This is a genomic window from Phenylobacterium sp. 58.2.17 (genome assembly GCF_026411515.1).
GTDB lineage: Bacteria > Pseudomonadota > Alphaproteobacteria > Caulobacterales > Caulobacteraceae > Phenylobacterium.
The window spans coordinates 216,620-234,867 of the sequence record NZ_JAPMTQ010000004.1 but is presented as its reverse complement, the minus strand read 5'-3'; the positions used below and the strand labels follow the sequence as shown (position 1 = coordinate 234,867).

14 protein-coding genes are annotated in these 18,248 nt (G+C 66.7%); 4 read left to right on the top strand and 10 right to left on the bottom strand.

From position 1 onward, the window contains the following. The 3 genes from OUA97_RS05635 to OUA97_RS05625 all read right to left on the bottom strand — a co-directional run. The coding region (locus OUA97_RS05635; RefSeq protein WP_267230835.1) for a hypothetical protein at nt 1-186 on the bottom strand (186 nt) is incomplete at its 3' end. A 205-nt stretch (nt 187-391) separates the two neighbouring features. Then, nucleotides 392-3,436 carry a TonB-dependent receptor plug domain-containing protein gene (locus OUA97_RS05630; protein ID WP_267230834.1) on the bottom strand — a complete coding sequence of 1,015 codons (3,045 nt, stop codon included), beginning with the start codon at nt 3,434-3,436 and terminating at the stop codon, nt 392-394. A gap of 292 nt (nt 3,437-3,728) precedes the next feature. Continuing rightward, nucleotides 3,729-5,477: a CIA30 family protein gene (locus OUA97_RS05625; RefSeq protein ID WP_267230833.1), complete on the bottom strand. Its 1,749-nt coding sequence runs from the start codon at nt 5,475-5,477 to the stop codon at nt 3,729-3,731. Nucleotides 5,478-5,747: 270 nt separating this feature from the next. On the opposite strand from OUA97_RS05625, the gene sppA reads away from it, so the two are divergent. Next, the gene (sppA, locus tag OUA97_RS05620; RefSeq protein ID WP_267230832.1) at nt 5,748-7,523 is read left to right on the top strand and encodes a signal peptide peptidase SppA; all 1,776 of its coding nucleotides are present in this window, start codon (nt 5,748-5,750) and stop codon (nt 7,521-7,523) included. 4 nt (nt 7,524-7,527) lie between these two features. Here the strand turns inward: sppA and OUA97_RS05615 are convergent, their stop codons facing one another. From OUA97_RS05615 to OUA97_RS05605, 3 genes are all read right to left on the bottom strand, one after another. Beyond that, nucleotides 7,528-8,568, bottom strand: coding sequence for an aspartyl protease family protein (locus OUA97_RS05615; RefSeq protein ID WP_267230831.1), 1,041 nt, complete (start codon nt 8,566-8,568; stop codon nt 7,528-7,530). A gap of 185 nt (nt 8,569-8,753) precedes the next feature. Next, nucleotides 8,754-11,759 carry a TonB-dependent receptor domain-containing protein gene (locus tag OUA97_RS05610; RefSeq protein WP_267230830.1) on the bottom strand — a complete coding sequence of 1,002 codons (3,006 nt, stop codon included), beginning with the start codon at nt 11,757-11,759 and terminating at the stop codon, nt 8,754-8,756. Between the two features lie 223 nt (nt 11,760-11,982). Next, a complete protein-coding gene (locus OUA97_RS05605) occupies nt 11,983-13,659 on the bottom strand; it encodes a peptide ABC transporter substrate-binding protein (RefSeq protein ID WP_267230829.1) in 1,677 nt (558 codons plus the stop codon). A 9-nt stretch (nt 13,660-13,668) separates the two neighbouring features. On the opposite strand from OUA97_RS05605, the gene OUA97_RS05600 reads away from it, so the two are divergent. Next, entirely contained in the window at nt 13,669-14,214 is a 546-nt protein-coding gene (locus OUA97_RS05600) for a hypothetical protein (RefSeq protein ID WP_267230828.1), read from the top strand. Nucleotides 14,215-14,220: 6 nt separating this feature from the next. Here the strand turns inward: OUA97_RS05600 and OUA97_RS05595 are convergent, their stop codons facing one another. After that, nucleotides 14,221-15,120 (bottom strand): ABC transporter permease, encoded by a 900-nt coding sequence (locus OUA97_RS05595; protein WP_267230827.1) that lies wholly within the window; start codon nt 15,118-15,120, stop codon nt 14,221-14,223. Further along, nucleotides 15,117-16,040 carry an oligopeptide ABC transporter permease OppB gene (gene oppB / locus OUA97_RS05590; RefSeq protein ID WP_267230826.1) on the bottom strand — a complete coding sequence of 308 codons (924 nt, stop codon included), beginning with the start codon at nt 16,038-16,040 and terminating at the stop codon, nt 15,117-15,119. Before oppB ends, OUA97_RS05595 begins: the two co-directional genes overlap by 4 nt. A gap of 105 nt (nt 16,041-16,145) precedes the next feature. On the opposite strand from oppB, the gene OUA97_RS05585 reads away from it, so the two are divergent. Together OUA97_RS05585 and OUA97_RS05580 are read left to right on the top strand one after the other, a co-directional pair. Beyond that, entirely contained in the window at nt 16,146-16,556 is a 411-nt protein-coding gene (locus tag OUA97_RS05585) for a TIGR01244 family sulfur transferase (RefSeq protein WP_267230825.1), read from the top strand. Between the two features lie 372 nt (nt 16,557-16,928). Then, the gene (locus tag OUA97_RS05580) at nt 16,929-17,828 is read left to right on the top strand and encodes an MBL fold metallo-hydrolase (protein ID WP_267230824.1); all 900 of its coding nucleotides are present in this window, start codon (nt 16,929-16,931) and stop codon (nt 17,826-17,828) included. Nucleotides 17,829-17,831: 3 nt separating this feature from the next. Here the strand turns inward: OUA97_RS05580 and OUA97_RS05575 are convergent, their stop codons facing one another. Continuing rightward, nucleotides 17,832-18,092: a hypothetical protein gene (locus OUA97_RS05575; RefSeq protein ID WP_267230823.1), complete on the bottom strand. Its 261-nt coding sequence runs from the start codon at nt 18,090-18,092 to the stop codon at nt 17,832-17,834. A 3-nt stretch (nt 18,093-18,095) separates the two neighbouring features. After that, nucleotides 18,096-18,236, bottom strand: a complete 141-nt coding sequence (locus OUA97_RS05570; RefSeq protein ID WP_267230822.1) for a hypothetical protein — start codon at nt 18,234-18,236, stop codon at nt 18,096-18,098. Between the last annotated feature and the right edge of the window lie 12 nt (nt 18,237-18,248).

Here is an 18,248-nt window from a genome sequence, read left to right as displayed (position 1 = left end):
CTCCGCCGGCAGCGCCCGCACCGCCGGCGTCGGCCGCCGTTCGCGCCGCTCGCGCATCGCCAGCGTCGCCTGCGGATAGGTCGCCCTCGCCTGCGCCAGGATCGCCTCCAGGCGGCGCTGGTGCTCGGCCGCCTCGACATAGTCGCCGACATTGAGCTCGATCGATATCTGGCCCCACAGCTTCACAGCCCGCCTCCAAAACCAATTGTCTCGTCGTTGTTATCCCTAGCCTCGGACCCGCGCGGCTTCCGCGCGTTCTGACGCCCCTGCACGCGGCGACGCGGCGATGATCGGCGGTGCGCGCCTCAACGCCGCGCCCGGCCCAAAAAGCAAACCGGCCGGCTCCTTGTGGAACCGGCCGGCGCTGGGTGCTTCGAAAATCCGTCAGCCCTTAGAAGGACTTGCGGACGCTCACGTACCAGTAGCGGCTGTAGGGCTGGTAGAGTTCACCCAGATAGCCGTCCGACGACAGCGGCGGCTTCTCGTCGGTCAGATTGCGGACGCCGACGCGCAGGCGGGTGTTGGCCGCCAAGCCTTCGGTGAACTCGTACTGGCCGTACAGATTCGCCGTCAGCTGGGAGTCGATCACCCAAGCGTCGCCCTCGGCGTCGAGCAACTGAGTGTCCTCGACATCGCCGATGTACTGAGTGAAGGCGCCGACGGTCCATTGGTCGTAGGACCAAGTGGCCGAAGCCGACCACTTCCACTCGGGACGGCCGTTCTGACGGATCAGATCGCCGCCGCCGCCGATGAAGATGGACGGATCGATCTGGCCAGCGGCTTGCGCAGCGACCAGTTCGGCGACGCCCGGCGAGGGCGAGCGGTAGAACTTCATCAGGTGCGCAGCGTTGAAGTTGACGCTGAAGTCGCCGTACTGCGTGCCACGCAGGCTCCACATCACGCCGATGTCCAGCCCGCGCGCCTCTTGGGGCAGCAGGTTCTGGTACTGGTCGGCGATGTGGAGAATCTGGCCGACGGGAGCTAGGCCCGTGCCTTGGTAGGCCGCGATGTCGTCAGCGGTCGGCGCCGCACGCACCACGTTGGCGTACGACGAGCCGTTCAGACGCGCATAGTAGTCAGCCGTGATGGCGTTGCCGCCGCCGAATAGGCCGACGATGCCGTCCTGCTTCACACGCCAGTAGTCGACAGTGAAGGTGAAGCGGCCGTAGTCGGCCGGGATGAAGCGCGGCTCATAGACCACGCCCACGCCCCAGGTTTCCGACTCTTCCGGCTTCAAGTCGGCGTTGCCCGAACGACGTTCCAGGGTCGATGCGGTCGAGCACGCCTGGAGGCTGGCGCTACGGCCGGCGCGGCGGTCGGCTTCGCAGCGGTACCAGTCGCGGCGGCTGTTGGACCGCGTCACGAGCGTCGCATTCACCTGCTCGAGGTTCGGCGCCTTGAAACCCTGGGCCCACGAGCCGCGGAAGCGCAGGCCGTCATAGACGTCCCAGGCCAGGGCCACCTTCGGTTTGGCCACGTCGCCGACGTCGCTGAAGCTCTCGTAGCGGCCGGCGAGCTGGGCTTCGAAGTTGTAGACGAACGGGATCTCCATATCCGGCGAGATGACCGGGATGGCGAATTCGACATAGGCGGAGGTGACGTTTCGGGCGCCCTTGGTGTCCGGCGAGGCGCTGGAACCGATCAGGTCGTTCTCATAAGTCAAACCCGTCGCCGAGTTGGTGAACTTGATCGTGCCGTCGAGACGGGCGTCGCGGTCGTCTTTCTGGGTCTCGCGACGGTATTCGACCCCGGCGGCGAAGCCGACATCACCCGCCGGGACCGAGAACAGGTCGACCTTCGAGACCTTGAAGTCGGCCATCGACAAGGTGCTGGCGTTCTTGCGCACGGTCTTCACGCGGATCGCGTCGATCGCCGCTTGCGAGCTCGGGCGGTTGTCGCCGATGCTGGGGTTGTCCAGGCTCGCGCCGTTGAACGGGTTGTAGGCGTCAGGCGTCGACAGGGCGAGCTGCTGCTGCAGCAGGGTGGCGCTGATGCCGTCCGAGGTGTCTTCAACCTCGGCCTTCGAATAGAGCAGCGCGCCTTCCCACTTGAAGCCGAACGTCTCGCCCTTCAGGCCGCCGAGGAACCGCCACTGGCTGTTCTCGACGTCAACGCGGTTGGGCCCGACGTCGACGAAGTTGTAGGCCGCCATAATGACCGGCACGCCGGCCGCCGAGATGCTCAGGCCCGGCAGGCGATTCGGGTTGACCTGGCCGTTCGCGAAGACCGCCTGGCCGAAGGGGTTGTAGTAGTTCGAAGCCGCGATCGCGATCGGCAGCCCGCTGAGATTGGTGGTCGAGGTCTGGATCGCGTGCGTGGTGGCCGTGTAGTAGCCCACCTCGCCAAACGCCCGGAGATCGTCGGTCAGGTCGTACTTGCCGGTCAGGAACAGGTTGACCCGTTCCAGCTCGGGCATGACCGACGGGTTGAAGGTGCCCGACGTGTCAAAGCGCAGGTTGCGGTCGGCGCCCGAGATCGTCGTCGCGCCGGTCGCCAGGCAGATGCCGTTCGGCAGAGCCGTCGCGCAGGCGCCGTTGGTCGACGGTTGAATGTGGAACGCGCCGTTGGCGGTGGTCAGGGCGACGCCGTTCTGACGGATCGTGCCGCCGACCGCGGTCAGGCTGGCCCACGGGGTGGTGGTGACGCGGTCGTCGAGGGTCGCATTGCCGGCGTAGTCGGTGCCGGCGAACAGCTGGGTGCGATCGACCGTGGACGTGAAGTCCTGGTCCCACGCCTTCAGCGCCGAACGGTTCGTGTAGTTGGCGAACAGGGTGACGTTGCCGCGGCCGTCGTGGAAGTTCTTGCCGGCCTGGAGCGAGAACTCGCCTTCACGCAGGCTGGTGCCTTCGGCCGAACCGTACTGGGCCTCGACGGTCAGGCCGTCGAAATCGTCCATCAAGACGGTGTTGATAACGCCGGCCACGGCGTCCGATCCGTACAGCGCCGCGGCGCCGTCCCGCAGGACTTCCAGGCGCTTGATGCCGCTGACCGGGATGGCGTTGGTATTGTAGGTCAGCACCGGCACCTGGTTCTCATCGGCCCGGCTGGTCGGGTGGGCCACAACCCGGCGGCCGTTCAGCAGCACCAGGGTGTTGCCGACGCCAAGATTGCGCAGGTTCACCGACCCGACGTCGCCGCGGGCGCTGTTGCTGGAGTTCGGCAGGAAGCTAGAGTTGAAGCTCACGTCGCCCATCTGCGGGATGGAGCGGAACAGGTCGTCGCCCGAGGTCGCCGCGACGTTGTCGAGTTGGGCTTGATCGACCACGGTGACGGGGAGAGCCGCCGTGACCTTCGCGCCTTCGATCTGCGAACCGACGACGACGATTTCTTCAACCAGATCGCCATCCGTCTGGGCGTTCGCCGCGCCGGCGATCGAAAGGGCGCAGAGCGCCGAGGTCGCAAGCATGGCGTTGCGCCAAGACATACGAGAATTCATTGAGATTATCCCCTCAACCCATAAGAGTACTATGTCGATTTGCAGCCAAAGCCGCAAAATCGACGTCGGCGTGACAAACACATAAACATTGCCGCTACGTCACCCTTCTTGCTTTGACCGCACGAGAAATAACGGTGTCTGTGACATTGCAGCCACCGCCCGCCCCAGATCACGGCGCCATTGCATTCGACTGATTGGTGACTTGAACAGATCGCAGCGCGACGCGCACGCAAACGCACGCGGCGGCGAGGCCGACGCGCGCGATAGCCAGACGCAGTGGAACTTCAGACCCTCAGTAGAAACTGAGATTGTCGATCTCGAGCCACATCTTCTCGCCGGCGGGACGGCCGCCGTCGACGGTGATCTCCAGGACGTCGTCGCCGGTCCAGGGGCCGGTTCCGGCGCCCCGGCCGCTCGTACGCTTGAGGGCGCTGAACGGCACTTCGACCGTCGCCCACTCGGAACCGGAGGCGACTTCAGCGATCCAGCGACCGTTCTGGGTGTTGACCCCGAGGTCATAGGCCTTGCCGTCGCCGCGCAGCTCGAAGCGCACGCCCTTGTAGGCGCGCACGTCGACCGGCTCGACCGAGCCGCGGCTGAGCGGAATGATCACCCCAGCGTTGGCGTCGTCCTTGGCCGACATCCGGGCGGCGATGCTGAGCGCATGGTCGGTGGCCGTGCGGTTGATCACCTGCGCCACCTGGACGGTGCGGTCGATGCCGCCGTCCATGTCGTCCATGCGCAGGGTGTCGTAGCTGGAGCGAGCGCTCTCGAAGTCGTCGATCAGCGGGCCCTTGGCCTTGATCACCGGCATCGACGTCTGGCCATTGGCGGCCGGCAGCCTCGTCCCCGGGCCGTGCACCTGCACGCCGTCCACGAACACGCGGTCGGTCTTGTAGACGTCGGCGATATTGCTCCAGGGCTGGCCGGAGATCAGCACGATGTCGGCGCGTTTGCCCTTCTCGATGGTGCCGCGGTCGTCGAGTTCGCCCAGCACCTTGGCGCTGTTGGCGGTGCCGGCGATCAGCGCCTGCGACGGGGTCAGCCCGGCCCGGACCAGCAGTTCAAGCTCCTTGAGCGTCGAAACGCCGTGCGGCGTGCCGGTCATGCCGGCGTCGGTGCCCAGCGCGATGGTGACGCCGGCCTCGTGCAGAGCCTTCACGTTGTGCAAGGCGTAGCCGAACTTCTGCTCGCTGCGGCGGCGGGCCTCGGCGCTCTGGGCAGGCCCGGCCTTGGCCGGGTCATAGACGGCGAGCGTCGGCGCATAGGCGGTGCCGCCGGCCTTGATCGCCTCGATCGCCGCCTGGTCGACCTCGCGGTCCTGCAGGCTGTGGGCGATGACATCGACCTTCGCGCGCCCGGCGATCGCGCCACGGTCGACCGTGACCGTATGGGTGAGAACCTTCAGGTTGTTGCGATGCGCCTCGTCGACCAGGGCGCTCAACGTGCCCTCATCCATGCTGGTGTTGTCGGCCGACGCGCCGTAGCGCCAGCCGTCGGCGAACGCCTTGATGAAGTCCGGCTTGTAGGGAACCAGCGACTTCACCTCCATGCGCGCGCCCTGGGGCGAGTTCACCCACTTGGTGGTCGCGCGGTCGGCCCAGTCGGCGCCGTGCCCGCCCGGCGTGCTCATACGCGCGACGAAGTTCACATGCGGCGAGGCCATCGAGGCGATCCAGCGGCGGCGCGGCTCGAACGACTCAGGCTGTTGGTGGAAGTCGTTCACGGTGGTCACGCCGGCGGCGATGTAGGCGTTGGCGATCTGCGGCGAGATCCGCGGGGCGCCGGCCGGCGTCCAGTGCGTGTGGACGTCGAAGAAGCCCGGCAGCAGCGCCTTGCCCTTGGCGTCGATCACCACGGCGCCGCGCGGCGCCTTCACCCCGGGTCCGACCTCGGAGATGCGACCGCCCTGGATCACCACATTGGCCAGATGCGGCGCCGCGCCTGTCGCGTCGAACACTGTCGCGCCGATGATCGCCACCGGCCGCCCCTGGGCCTGCGCCGCCCCAGCGAACGCCAAGGTCCCGCCTGCGGCGACCATGCCAACCGCACGCCAACCGTTCCGAACCACGCCCATCTGCCCCCCCGGTACTCGTCACTGAACTGTCGAGGCGGGCTCGGCCCGTCCCCGAATGCGTACAGCTAGGCGCCGAACGGCAAGAATGCGATTCATATCACCGTTCAGGGGGATAAATTTGCCCATCGCGTCGCAGCGGCGGCTGTCCGCCAAGTCCTGACAACGTCTTCATTTGAACGCAACGCGCACGCATGTAGCTTGTGCGGCGCTTACCTCCCTGCTTGGCGACTCCCTATGAAGCAATTCCTCCTCACCATGGCCGGCGTCTTCGCAGGCTTGGTGCTGTTTCTGATCGGCGTTCCGTTCCTGCTGATCGTCATGGCCGCGGGCGCCGCCAAGCCAACGCCGACCCCGGCCCACTCTGTGCTGGCCTTGGACCTGCGCGATCCGCTGACCGACCAGGATCCGGTCAATCCGTTCGCCTCGATCGGCCGCCGCTCGATGTCGGTGATGTCGGTGATCGAGACCCTCGACCGCGCCGGCAAGGACGGCAAGATCAAGGCGGTGCTGGTGCGCCTGCCCGAGGGCGGCATGCCCCCGGCCGCCGCCGACGAGATCCGCCTGGCGCTGAAGAAGTTCCGGGCCTCGGGCAAGCCGGTGATCGCCCACAGCCAGGGGCTCTACCCGTCCGGCGTCATTACTTCGACCTACATGCTGGGCGCGGCCGCCGATGAGTTCTGGATGCAGCCCGGCGCCTCGCTGCAGGCCACCGGCCTGGCGACCGAGGACGTGTTCTTCAAGCGCTTCTTCGACAAGTACGGCGTGAAGGCCGACTACGAGCAGCGCTACGAGTTCAAGAATGCGGTCAACCCGTACCTCTACAGCGACTACACCGCGCCTCACCGCGAGGCCCAGTTGTCCTGGATGGGATCGGTCTATGGCTCGACCCTGGTCAACGCCGCCAGCGACCGCAAGCAGACGCCGCAGGTTCTGCGCACCAGCCTTGAGGCTGGCCCCTACATCGCCGAGGACGCCCTGAAACTGAAGCTGATCGACAAGGTCGGCCAGGTAAAGGACGCCGAGACCGCCGCCCTGGCCCGGGCCGGCAAAGGCGCCGAACTGGTCGAGTTCGAAAAGTACATGCGTTCCAGCCGCGATCGCGTGCCCCGGCCCGGCCCGGCCATCGCGATCGTGGAAGGCGAAGGGGCGATCGTGACCGGCCACGACGGCACGGCCAATCCGTTCTCCTCCTCCTCGGCCATGTACTCCGACGACGTCGCCGATGCGCTCTACGACGCCATTGAGGACAAGGACGTTAAGGCCATTGTCTTCCGCGTCTCCTCCCCCGGCGGCTCGGACACCGCGTCCGAGCAGATTCTCGCCGCGGTGCGAGCCGCCAAGGCCGCCAAGAAGCCCGTGGTCGTGTCGATGGGAACCTACGCCGCCTCGGGCGGCTACTGGGTGTCCAGCGAGGCGTCCGCGATCGTCGCCCACCCCACTACCCTCACCGGCTCGATCGGCGTGTTCGGCGGCAAGTTCGCTCTGGGCCCGGCTCTGGAGCGCTTCGGGGTCGACGTGCGTCAGGTGGGGGTCGGCGGCGAGTATGCCGGCGCCTTCGGCATGGGCGGCGAAATGAATCAGGCGCAGCGCGCGGCCTTCTCCGGCTGGATGGATCGCATCTACGGCAACTTCATCGACCGCGTCGCCGAGGGCCGCAAACTGCCGCCTGAGCGCGTGCGCGAGATCGCCAAGGGCCGCGTCTGGACCGGCGCCCAGGCCCGCGAGATCGGGCTCGTCGACGAAGTCGGCGGCTTCTACCAGGCGGTCGACAAGGCCAAGGCCCTGGCCGGGCTGCAGGGCGACGTGCGCCTCAAGCGCATGACCACCCAGGTCTCCCCCTTTGAGGCCCTCGAGGGCGCCCTGGGCGTCTCGGCGAACTCTGCCCGCACCCTGGCGGCGGCGGCCTGGATCTTCGGCGATCCGCGCGCCAAGGGGCTGCTCGACGAAATGGCCCAGGAGCGGATGCGCAGCTCCGGCGCGATGGTCCTGTCCCCAACTCCGGTGAAGTAGGGGATCAGGTCGTCGGCCGCCGCCGCCGCGGGGAGCCCGTCGGCAAGGTGAAGATCACCTGCCGACGCCCATAGTCGAGGGTGATGGCGTCGAACTGGCGCATGGCGTCCGCGCCGATCAACAGACTGGGCTTGGCCTTCAGGTCCCAGATGTCGAAGACGTGCAGGTCGGCGAACACCGTGGTCAGCCGCATGATGTCCAGTCCGCCGATCCGCAGCAGCGGCAGCACCGCCAGTTCGCCCTGGGCCGTCTGCCCAGTGGCGCTCAGCACCGGCACCAGGTAGCGCGGCGCCCGCAGTTCCTCGGTCCCGATGACGAGCTTGCGCAGCGCCTCGTTGCCCACTGTGCTCTGCGAACCGGAATCCAGGAATGCGGTCACCGGGCGTCCGGCCACGTCGGCCCCGATGATGATCAATTGACCGAACCGATAGCGGGCTGGGACCACGACCTGACGTGACGAGACCGCGTCGCTGCTGGGCAGCCGGCTAGCGGCCGCCGCGCTCACCCCGACCGTGCTAGCGGGCGCGCCCGGCCCGCGCGACGGCGTGATCCGGAACGCGTTGTTCAGGAAGTCGACAGTCACACGCCGGCCGCGCAGCACGTCGACGCCAAGGAGGCCGTCGGCGCCGAGACGCACGCGGCTAAGGGTCGGGGCCCGAATGGCCCGGGTGGCGACAGCGTCGACCTCCAGCAGGTCGATGGTGACGGTGTTCGACGGCTCGACGCCGGCGACGCCGTGCACGTCGGCCGGTCCGGCGTCGGGCAAGCCCAGTCTCGCAGCCAGCTCCTGGGTGATGACGGTGCGGTTCGCGCCGGTGTCGACGACGAAATCGAAAGGCCCCTGCCCATTGATGCGCACCGGCGCGGTCACCCGGCCGGACATGTCGGCGTCGGTCTCCAGCACCGCGCCGTCGTCTCCGGCCTGCGCCGGCGGCGGCGGGACGGCGCCCGCCATGTTGATCATCACCGGCGGTCCGGCAGGCGCCGCGCAGCCGGCCAGCGCCAGCAGGCCAAGCCCGACCGTCCGCCTATCGTAAGCCTGCACCTCGATCCTCCCGCACGCCCGACGCCGGGCCGGACATCGATCTCTGCACAGAAGGTGTGGGCGGGCCGCGATCCTGTCCAGGGCCGCTGCGTCCAAACGCGTTGTCGCAGCGACAGGCGCGTAGGCAAAGAAAAAGGGCGGCGGATTGCTCCGCCGCCCTTCGCCTCCCCTTTCGGGAACGCGTCTTAGAAGTTGGCCGTGAAGCCGATGAACATCTTGCGACCCAGCAGATCGTAGGTCGGGTAGGTGTTCGGCAGACCGGTGCCGGCGATACGCGAGTTCACCAGCGGCGGGTCTTGGTCGAGGATGTTGTTGATGCCAGCGCGCACCGTGAAGGTGTCGTTGACGTTCCACACACCCGACAGGTCGAGGTAGCTGCGAGCCGGCAGCAGATGGTTGAACGGGTCGTTGCCGTTCTGACCGATGGTCGGCTCGTTGGTGTCACGCTCGAGCTTCACTTCGCCGATGTAGCGCCAGGCGGCCGAGAACGTCATGTCCCACGGCGTGGTCCAGTTGACACGCAGTTGGTGACGCCACTTCGGGTTCACGGTCTGGCATTGCGGGCCGTAGAGGCCGGCGCAGTCGTACTCCGGGTCGCCCGGGAGCGGAACCGTGGTGGCTTCGATCAGGTAGGCGCCGTTCAGGGCGACCGACACTCGACCGTACTCTTCCAGACCGATCATTTCGATCGGCAGGTTGTAGTTCACCTGGACGTCGACGCCCGAGGTGGTGCCCGAACCGATGTTGACGTTGGCGCCGTTGAAGTAGCCGCCAGCGGCGACGTCGTCACCGAACAGAGCGCCGTTGATCGGGTTACGCACGATCTGCGAGCAGAACGCTTGGTCGCCGGTCTCCAGGCAGCGCTGCAGGATAACGCCGAGCGGGATGTTCCCGATGGTGCCTTCCAGGTCGATCGTGAAGTAGTCCACGCTGGCGGTCAGGCCGGTCAGGAACGTCGGCGTCAGGGTGAAGCCGACCGAGTAGGTCTTGGCTTCTTCCGACTGCAGGTCCGGGTTACCGCCCTGCAGCACGGCGCACTGGCCGGACGGGCACTGCGGGATGTTGCCGTATTGAGCCGCGGTGATGCCGGTGTTCAGGCAGGCGGCCAGGCTGGCCGGACGCGCGGCGCCCTGGGCGCAGGGGTCTTCCGACACCTGGCTGGTGTTGGTCACCGACTGCGGGGTGTACAGTTCGAGCAGGTTCGGAGCGCGGATCGCCTGGTTGAACGACGCACGGAACCGGACGTCGTCGGTCGGCGCCCACTGCAGAGCCACCTTGTAGGTGTCAGCGGTGATGCCGGTCGAATAGTCCGAGTAACGGTAGCCGACGTCCAGCACGACATCCTTGGCCCAGGCCATGTCCTGGATCAGCGGGATGCGGGCTTCGCCGAAGCCTTCGGTCACGGCGATGCTCTCGTCGATCGACACCGAAGCGCCGCCGGCGCCCGACAGGTCGCCGCTCAGCTGGGCCACGTCCGGAGCATATTCCATATGCTCACGGCGGGTCTGGAAGCCGAAGTTGACGCCGACGCCGTCATTCGCCCACGGCGACTTCACGCCGTACTCGCTCAGGTCGCCGGTGACGGTGCCTTCCACGATCCGCTGGCTGACCGCACCGCGCGAGGTGCCGGTGACGTCGAGGTAAGCCAGGGCTTCCGAGGTCACACCGCCGTCGCGGAAGATGTTGTAGGGGACGCAGCCGTCCGACTGGTCAATACAGACCGGACCGTTGGCGCCCTGAACAACCTGCAGAGCCTTCTGGATCTTGGAGATCGAGAGGTAGTTCTGCGAGGCTTGGTACAGGCTGGTGTAGTAGTACGAACCGTACAGATCGTAGGTCCAGGGGCCGGTGATTTCACCGCGGGTGCCCATGACAACCCGGTAGTTCTGGTGCTCGTAGTAACCGTTACGACCGCCGCCTTCGATGTTCCGGCGACCGATATACATGTCGACGCTGTCGCCAGCGGCGATCATGTCGGCGTTACAGCCGATGGCGCTCTGCTGCTGGGCGCTCATCAGCGGGTTGTTACAGTTGACCAGGAAGCCGCTGGTGGCCGACGGACCGCTGCCTTGGAACAGGCCGGTCGGTGCGATCTGCACGTTCGTCCGGTCGTTCATGAACGAGAAGTCGGAGTAGAGCTTGAAGTGGTCGTTGATGTCGTACTTGGCGAAGAAGCCCGCAGTGTAGCGGGTGCTTTGCTGCATCAGGTACGAGTATTCGTTCGAGTTGAAGAACGGCGGCGGGGTGGTGGCCGCGCTCGTGCTGTACGGAACGAATTGGTTGCCGACCACGGCCACTTGGTCGGCGACGCGGCCGTCCGGCAGGGTCATCGGGTCGCCGCTGGCGAGCAGCCACTGGTTCGAGTTCGGCGAACCGGCGCAGCTGGCGACGCCGGCGGCGTTGGCGACCACCTGACAGGCCGACCAGTCGCGCTTGCCTTGGGTGACCGGCTCTTGGTCATGGTAGGTGAAGAAGGCGGTGACGTTGCCGCGGCCGTCTTCGGTGTTGGCGCCGTAGACGATGCTCAGGTCGCGCGACGCGCCGTCCCAGGTGTCGTCCTTCGGCTTGGCGACCTGGCGCGGGCCCAGCAGGCCTTGAACGAACTCGTTGTGCTGGCTGTGCTTATAGACGCCCCAGTTGCCGTCGATCTGCAGGCCTTCGAAGTCGCGCTTCATCACGAAGTTCACGACGCCGGCGATGGCGTCCGAACCGTAGGTCGCCGAGGCGCCGCCGGTCAGCACGTCGACGCGGTCGATCAGCTGGCTCGGAATCTGGTTGATGTCGGGCGACGGATTCGGGTTGCCGGTGTTCGGGTCGCCGATGCCGAGGCGACGGCCGTCGACCAGCACCAGGGTGCGGGTTTGACCCAGGCCGCGCAGGTCGATGGTGGCCACGCCGCCCGGACCCGACAGCGGGTTCGAGGTCGACGACAGGCCGGTCGCGGCGTTTTGCGAAATTTGCGGCAGCTGGTTCAGGAAGTCAGCGGTGACCGGACGGCCGCCGAGGGTGACTTCCTGCGAGCCGACCACTTGGACCGGGCTGACGCTGGTCAGGTTCGGCTGCGGAATGCGCGAGCCGGTGACGACGATTTCGGAAACTTCCGACTCTTGGGCGACCGCCTGGCCGGCGCCGAGAGCGACGATTCCGCAAATCATCGACGACGCCAGCAGGCGTCCACGTTGCGTAGTCATTTTCAAGGTCTAGATCCTCCAGCGGTCCGCCCACCGAGACGGTGGCGATTCCCGCTCCCCACAAAAGGTTCGGTCCCGGACTCGAATTCGAACCCGGTTACCTTGGAGTTACGAGGCTTACAGCGGGAGGGTCAACGCAGATTAGGCGGCCGCAATGTTGTGGACGCCAACCTGTCGCATTCTGGTCACAGATTGTGCCCCAGCAGTGCTGACGCGCACGATTTTACCCTTTTGGCGTAACGGAATTCGCTGTGACGGGCGTGCCTTTGTCGACACACCAGTAACGCGCGCGGTGCTGATCGACGAGGTTGTCGACAAAGCCCGTGACCTTCGGCGAGACGAGATTCTTGTTCACGTAGAAGTAGATAGGCGCAACCGGGGCGTCATCGAGCATCAACGCCTCGGCCTGCGCGAGGTAGCCGGCGCGGACCTTGGCGTCGACTTCGGCGTCGGCCTTGGCCAGCAGCGCGTCATAGGCGGGATTGCGATAATCGCCATAATTTTGCGGGCCGGTCGCCGACTGCTGCAGGTAGAGGAAGCTCATGGCGTCGTTGTAGTCGGCGATCCAGGCCGCGTCGGCGACGTCGAAATCGCGCGAGCGGAAAGCCGCATAAGCGATCTGCGCCTCGTTCTGGACCAGCCGCGCATCGACCCCGATCTCCTTCCAGTCGGCCTGGATGGCCGGCATGAACAGCATCGGGTCGGGGGTGTTGCGGTGCTTGATCTCGAAGCGCAGCGGGTTCTTGGGACCATAGCCGGCCTGCGCCAACAGGCGACGGGCCTCGGCCTGGCGCTTCTCCAGCGGCCAGGCGGCCCAGCCCGGCGGCTGGGCGGGCGTGTACTCGGCGACACCCGGCGGGACAAACGTGTAGGCCGCCTTCTGCCCGCCGCGCAGCAGCTTCTCAGTGATGAAGTCCCGGTCGATCGACATGGTCAGCGCCTGGCGCACCCGCCTGTCCTTGAAGGCCGGGACATTGGCGTTGAACGCCAGGTAGGTCACGCCCAGGAAGGTGTGGGTGCGCACATAGCCAGGCATGGTTTCGCGCAGGAAGGCGATGCGGTTCGACTGGATGTCGGCGTTCATATCCAGTTCGCCGCGCGCGACCCGCCGCTCGGCCATCGTCGCATCCGGCGTCGGATAGAGGTAGATTTGATCGACGCAGACCTTGGACGCTTCATAGAAGCGCGGGTTCTTCACCAATCGCACATAGTCGCCGAGCTTCCAGTCGGTAACGATGTAGGGGCCGTTCGACAGGTAGTTGCCCGGCTGCACCCACTTCTCGCCGACCCTGTCGAGCAGGTGCTTGGGCACCGGCGACATGGTGTGGTGCTTGGCGAGCTCGGGCAGGTACGGGGCCGGATGGTTCAGGGTGATCTCGAGCACCTTCGGCGAAAGGGCGCGCACGCCGAGCGCCTCCTTGGGGGCCTTGCCCTCGTTCACCGCCTGGGCGTTCTTGATCAGATAGAGGACGGAGGCGTACTCCGAGGCCGTCTCCGGCAGCAGGATGCGGCGCAACGAGAACACGAAGTCGTCGGCCGTCACCGGCGCGCCGTCGGACCAGTTCGCGTCGCGCAGATAGAAAGTCCAGACCAGGCCGTCGGGGCTGGTCTCCCAGCGCTCGGCCATGCCCGGGACCGCCTTGCCCTCGGGATCAGAGTCGGTCAGGCCGATCAGCAGGTTGGCGATGATCCGGTCTTCCCACGTGCCGGTCGACTTGTGCGGATCGAGGGTCACGGGTTCGGAAACGTTGCCGGCCTGGATGCAGACCTGGCCCGCCGGGCACGGCGGCCGCGAGGGGCCCTTGGGAGCGCAGGCGGGAAGCGAAAACGCAGCCAGGCCAAGCATCAGCGTATTGCCGAGCGCCCGGAGCGCCCTATCAATGCGGAACGTCGAAACCATGGGTCACGGATGACACACTTTCCCACGCGCTCAAAGCTGACCGCCCTCGCCCTGCTGGCGGCCTTCGCCGCGGCCGGCCAGGCCGCCGCCCAGGCCAAGCCGGAGGGCCGCGCCGCCGTCCTCCAGTCGCTGCTGGACTGCAAGACCAAGACCGATCCGACCGAGCGACTGGCCTGCTATGACGCCGCCGCCGGCGCCATCGACACCGCCGAGCAGAAGGGCGACATCGTGGTCGTCGACCGCGAGCAGGCCAAGGCCGCGCGCAAGCAGGCCTTCGGCCTCAGCCTGCCGACCCTGGACATGTTCAACAAGGCCGAGGCGAGCCCCGAGGAGGCCAGCCGCATCGAGGACACCATCGAGCGCGCCTATCGCGGCGGCGACGGCAAGTGGGTGTTCGAACTGACCGGCGGGGCGATCTGGCAGTACTACGACGCCGCCGACCTCGCCCGGCAACCGAAGAAGGGCGGCAAGGTCGAGGTGCGCAAGGGCGCGGTCGGCGGCTACTTCCTCAGCCTCGAGGGCCAGTCGGGCGCGCGCGCCAAGCGGTTACGCTAGAAAGGCTCAGCGGTCCTTCGGGTCGATCGCGTCCCGAAGGCCGTCGCCGATGAAATTGAAGCTCATCAGCGTGACGACCATGGTCAGGGCGGGGAAGATCAGCAGCCAGGGCGCGAGCTCCATGTCCTGCGCCCCGCCCGCTATCAGGGTGCCGAGCGAGGCCATCGGCGGCTGGACGCCGAGGCCCAGGAAGCTGAGGAAGCTCTCGGCCAGGATAACGGCAGGTATCGTCAGCGTCACATAGACCACCACCGGCCCCAGCAGGTTGGGGATGATGTGGCGCGCGATGACCCCGCCCTGGCTCAGCCCCGCGGCGCGCGCGGCCTCCACGAACTCCTTGTGCTTCAAGCCGAGCGTCTGGCCGCGGACGATGCGGCTCATGGTCAGCCACTCCACCGCGCCGATGGCGATGAAGATCAGGATGATGTTCGACCCGAAGGTCACCATCAGCAGGATCACGAAGAAGATGAACGGGAGCGAGTAGAGCACGTCGACGACGCGCATCATGATCTCGTCGAGCGCCCCGCCGACATAGCCGGCGACCGCGCCCCAGGCGATGCCGATGACCAGCGACACCAGGGTCGCCACGAGCCCGATGGCCAGCGAAACCCGAAGCCCCATAAGCAACCGGGCCAGCAGGTCGCGGCCCAGGGAGTCGGCCCCGAGCAGGTGGCCGGCGGTCATCGGCGGGGCCCAGACGTCGTCCTTGTTGATCTGGTCGTAGCTGAACGGGACCAGGTGCGGCCCGACGACGGCGACCAGCACCAGGATCGCCAGCACCACCATGCCGCTGACCGCCGCCCCGTTGCGCAGCAGGCGGCGGCGCGCGTCGTCCCACAGGCTGCGGCCTTTCACAGCCTTTTCCATGACTTGCGCGCCGGCGCGCGAACCGGGAGCCAGGATCACGACAGCCTCACGCGGGGGTCGAGCGCCGCATAGAGAAGGTCGGCGATCAGGTTCAGGACGAGGATCAGGGCGGCGTAGAAGATCACCATCCCCATCACCACGGTGTAGTCGCGCTGAAGCGCGGAAATGACGAAGAACTTGCCCAGTCCCGGCAGGTTAAAGATCTTTTCCACCACCAAGCTGCCGGTCAGCAGCCCCGCGCAGGCCGGGCCGAGATAGCTGACCAGCGGCAGGATCGCCGCGCGCAGGGCGTGTTTGGCGACAATCCTGTGCTCCGGCAGGCCTTTGGCGCGGGCGGTGCGGATGTAGTTCGAGCGCAACACCTCGATCATGCCGGCTCGCGTCAGGCGCGAGATGATGGCGATCTGCGGCAGGGCCAGCACCGCTACCGGCAAAATCAGGTTTGCGAGCGCCCCGCCGTTCCAACCGCCAGAAGGCAAAAGCTGCAGTTTCGAGCCGAATATCAGCACGAGCAGCGGCGCGGTGACGAATGTCGGGATGCAGACCCCGACGATGGCCACCGCCATCACCCCGTAGTCGATCATCCGGTTCTGGCGCAGCGCCGCCAGCACCCCCAGGGTCACCCCGACCACGCTGGCCAGGATGATCGCCGACAGCCCGAGCGTCAGGCTGACCTTGTAATTCTCCTGGAGGATCTGAAGGACGCTCTTGTCCTTATACTTCAGCGACGGGCCGAAATCGCCGCGGGTCACGTCGCGGAGATAGTTGAAGTACTGCTCGTGCAGCGGCTTATCCATCCCGTACTTGGCCATCACGTTCCGCTCGATCTCGGGCGAGAGCTTGCGGTCCATGTCGAACGGGCTGCCGGGGGCGGCGCGCATCATGAAGAACGCGACGGTCACCACCAGGAACAGGGTCGGGATGGCCACCAGCAGGCGGCGGCCGATGAAGCGGAACATCAGGGGCTCAAGGTGGCGGCCGATCGCAGGCCAAGCGTTGCGAAACTTTCACCGGGCCCCGATGATGTCAAACGATCGCCCCTCCCCCTCCTAGCGGTATTGCAGATGACTGACTTCCGACGCGTCACCGACCAGCTCTCGGTCGCCCCGCAGATTTCCACCGCCGACCTGGCGCAGGCCGCGGCCCAAGGCTTCAAACTGGTGATCAACAACCGCCCGGACGGCGAGGACCCGAGCCAACCGAGCAGCGCCGAGATCGAGGCGGCGGCCAAGGCGGCCGGCCTGGCCTATGTCCACATCCCGGTGCGCGGCGGACCGACCCCCGACCAGGTCGAAACCAACTATCGCGCCGTCGAGGCCGCCGGCGGCCCGGTGCTGGCCTTCTGCCGCTCGGGCACCCGCTCGATCGTGACCTGGTCGCTGGGCCAGTTCCAGGCCGACGAACGCTCGGCCGACGAGCTCGTCGAACTGGGCGCCCAGGCCGGCTACGACCTCTCGGGCGCGTTCCCGCGCTAGCCGGACACGAATGAGCCCCGGCGACGGCTAGCCCGAGAAGGCCGTCAAGTCCCGGGGCGCGAGACCATTGGCCTCGCAGTAGGCAGCTATCGCTGCATCGACGCCTTCCAGTTCTCGCCCGCCAAAAGGCGGTCGTCGGGCGGTGCTATGGCTGCGCTGTGAGTTGCACCCGCGTGGCGCCCATGGCTACCTGCTCGGGCTCGCAACTCGCGACGGCCAGCAGCAGCTGGACAGCGACGAGACAGAGCAGCGCGAAGGCCACCCTCTGAAGCCGTTTTGATACATAATTCGCCGTGTCCGTCGCCATGACCGACCTCGCATTCCAGGTTCGAGGCCGGAGCAGCAAGACGGGCGCCGCCCAAGGATTTTTCGATGATCCCTTATGTTCGTGAGATTCAGTTCGAGTACGGCGCCTGCGATCAGGTCTCGCCGCTGATCCGCCGGGTGGTGGCCAACAATCCCGGCCCGTTCACCTATCTGGGCACTGGCACCTATATCATCGGCAAGGGCAAGGTGGCCGTGATCGACCCCGGCCCCGACATGCCCGAGCACCTGGACGCCCTGATGGCCGCCCTGGAGGGGGAGACCGTCACCCACATCCTGGTGACGCACCATCACTCCGACCACTCGCCGCTCGCCGGCCCGCTGCAGGAGAAGACCGGCGCGAAGATCTACGGCTGCGCGGTGGGCGCGAAAGCCGCCGACTCGACGGTGATCACCGAGGCCGGGCACGATCTGTCGTTCACCCCCGACATCGACATCTGCGGCGGCGGGGCGGTGTTCGAAGGGCCAGGTTGGACGCTGGAGGCGATCGCCACGCCGGGCCATACCTCCAACCACATCTGCTTCGCCCTGAAGGAGGAGAACGCCCTCTTCTCCGGCGACCACATCATGGGCTGGTCGACGACGGTGGTCTCGCCGCCGGACGGCGACATGACCGCCTACATGGAAAGCCTGGAGTTGGTGAAGGCGCGGCGTTTCGACATCCTGTGGCCGACCCACGGCCCGCCGGTGCTGAAGGTCGAACCGTTCATCGACGCCTATATCGCCCACCGCCGCGCCCGCGAGGCCCAGGTGGTGAAGGCGGTCGGCGAAGGCCACGGCAGGATCAAGGACATGGTGCCGGTGCTCTATGCCGAGGTCGACAAGCGGCTGTGGCCGGCGGCGGCGCGATCGGTGCTCGGCCACATGATCGACCTGACCCGCCGCGGAGTGGTGGTCAGCGACGATCGCGATCCCGGGCTGGACAGCGAGTACCGGCTGGCGGGGTGAGCGTCAGCGCGCGACCCCGGTGATTTCCTTGATGGCGGCTTGGACCGAGGCTTTTTCGCCCGCGCCCCACAGGTTCTTGAGGTAGGCGAGCGTATTGCCCGCCGGGCCGTCGAACCGCCATTCGCAGTTCTGGAAACGGCAGTTTTCGAAGATCGGCGGCTCGCCGCCCGCGTAGATCAGGCGGGACTTGAGGAACTCGCAGTCGGAGAAGACCTGCCCGTCGAGACTGACCGTCTCGTGGCTGTAAATGACGCTGGTCGACATGGGCTACTTGTCCTCTTCCGGGGCTGAGAGCGCCCGCGCGCGTTCGCGCTCTTCACGCTTTTCCGCCGCCTTGGCCGCGGTCTTGTTCGCCTTCAGGCGTTCGCGCTCCATGCGCTCAAACTGGTAATTCGGCTTCCTCGCCATCGGTGCTCCTGT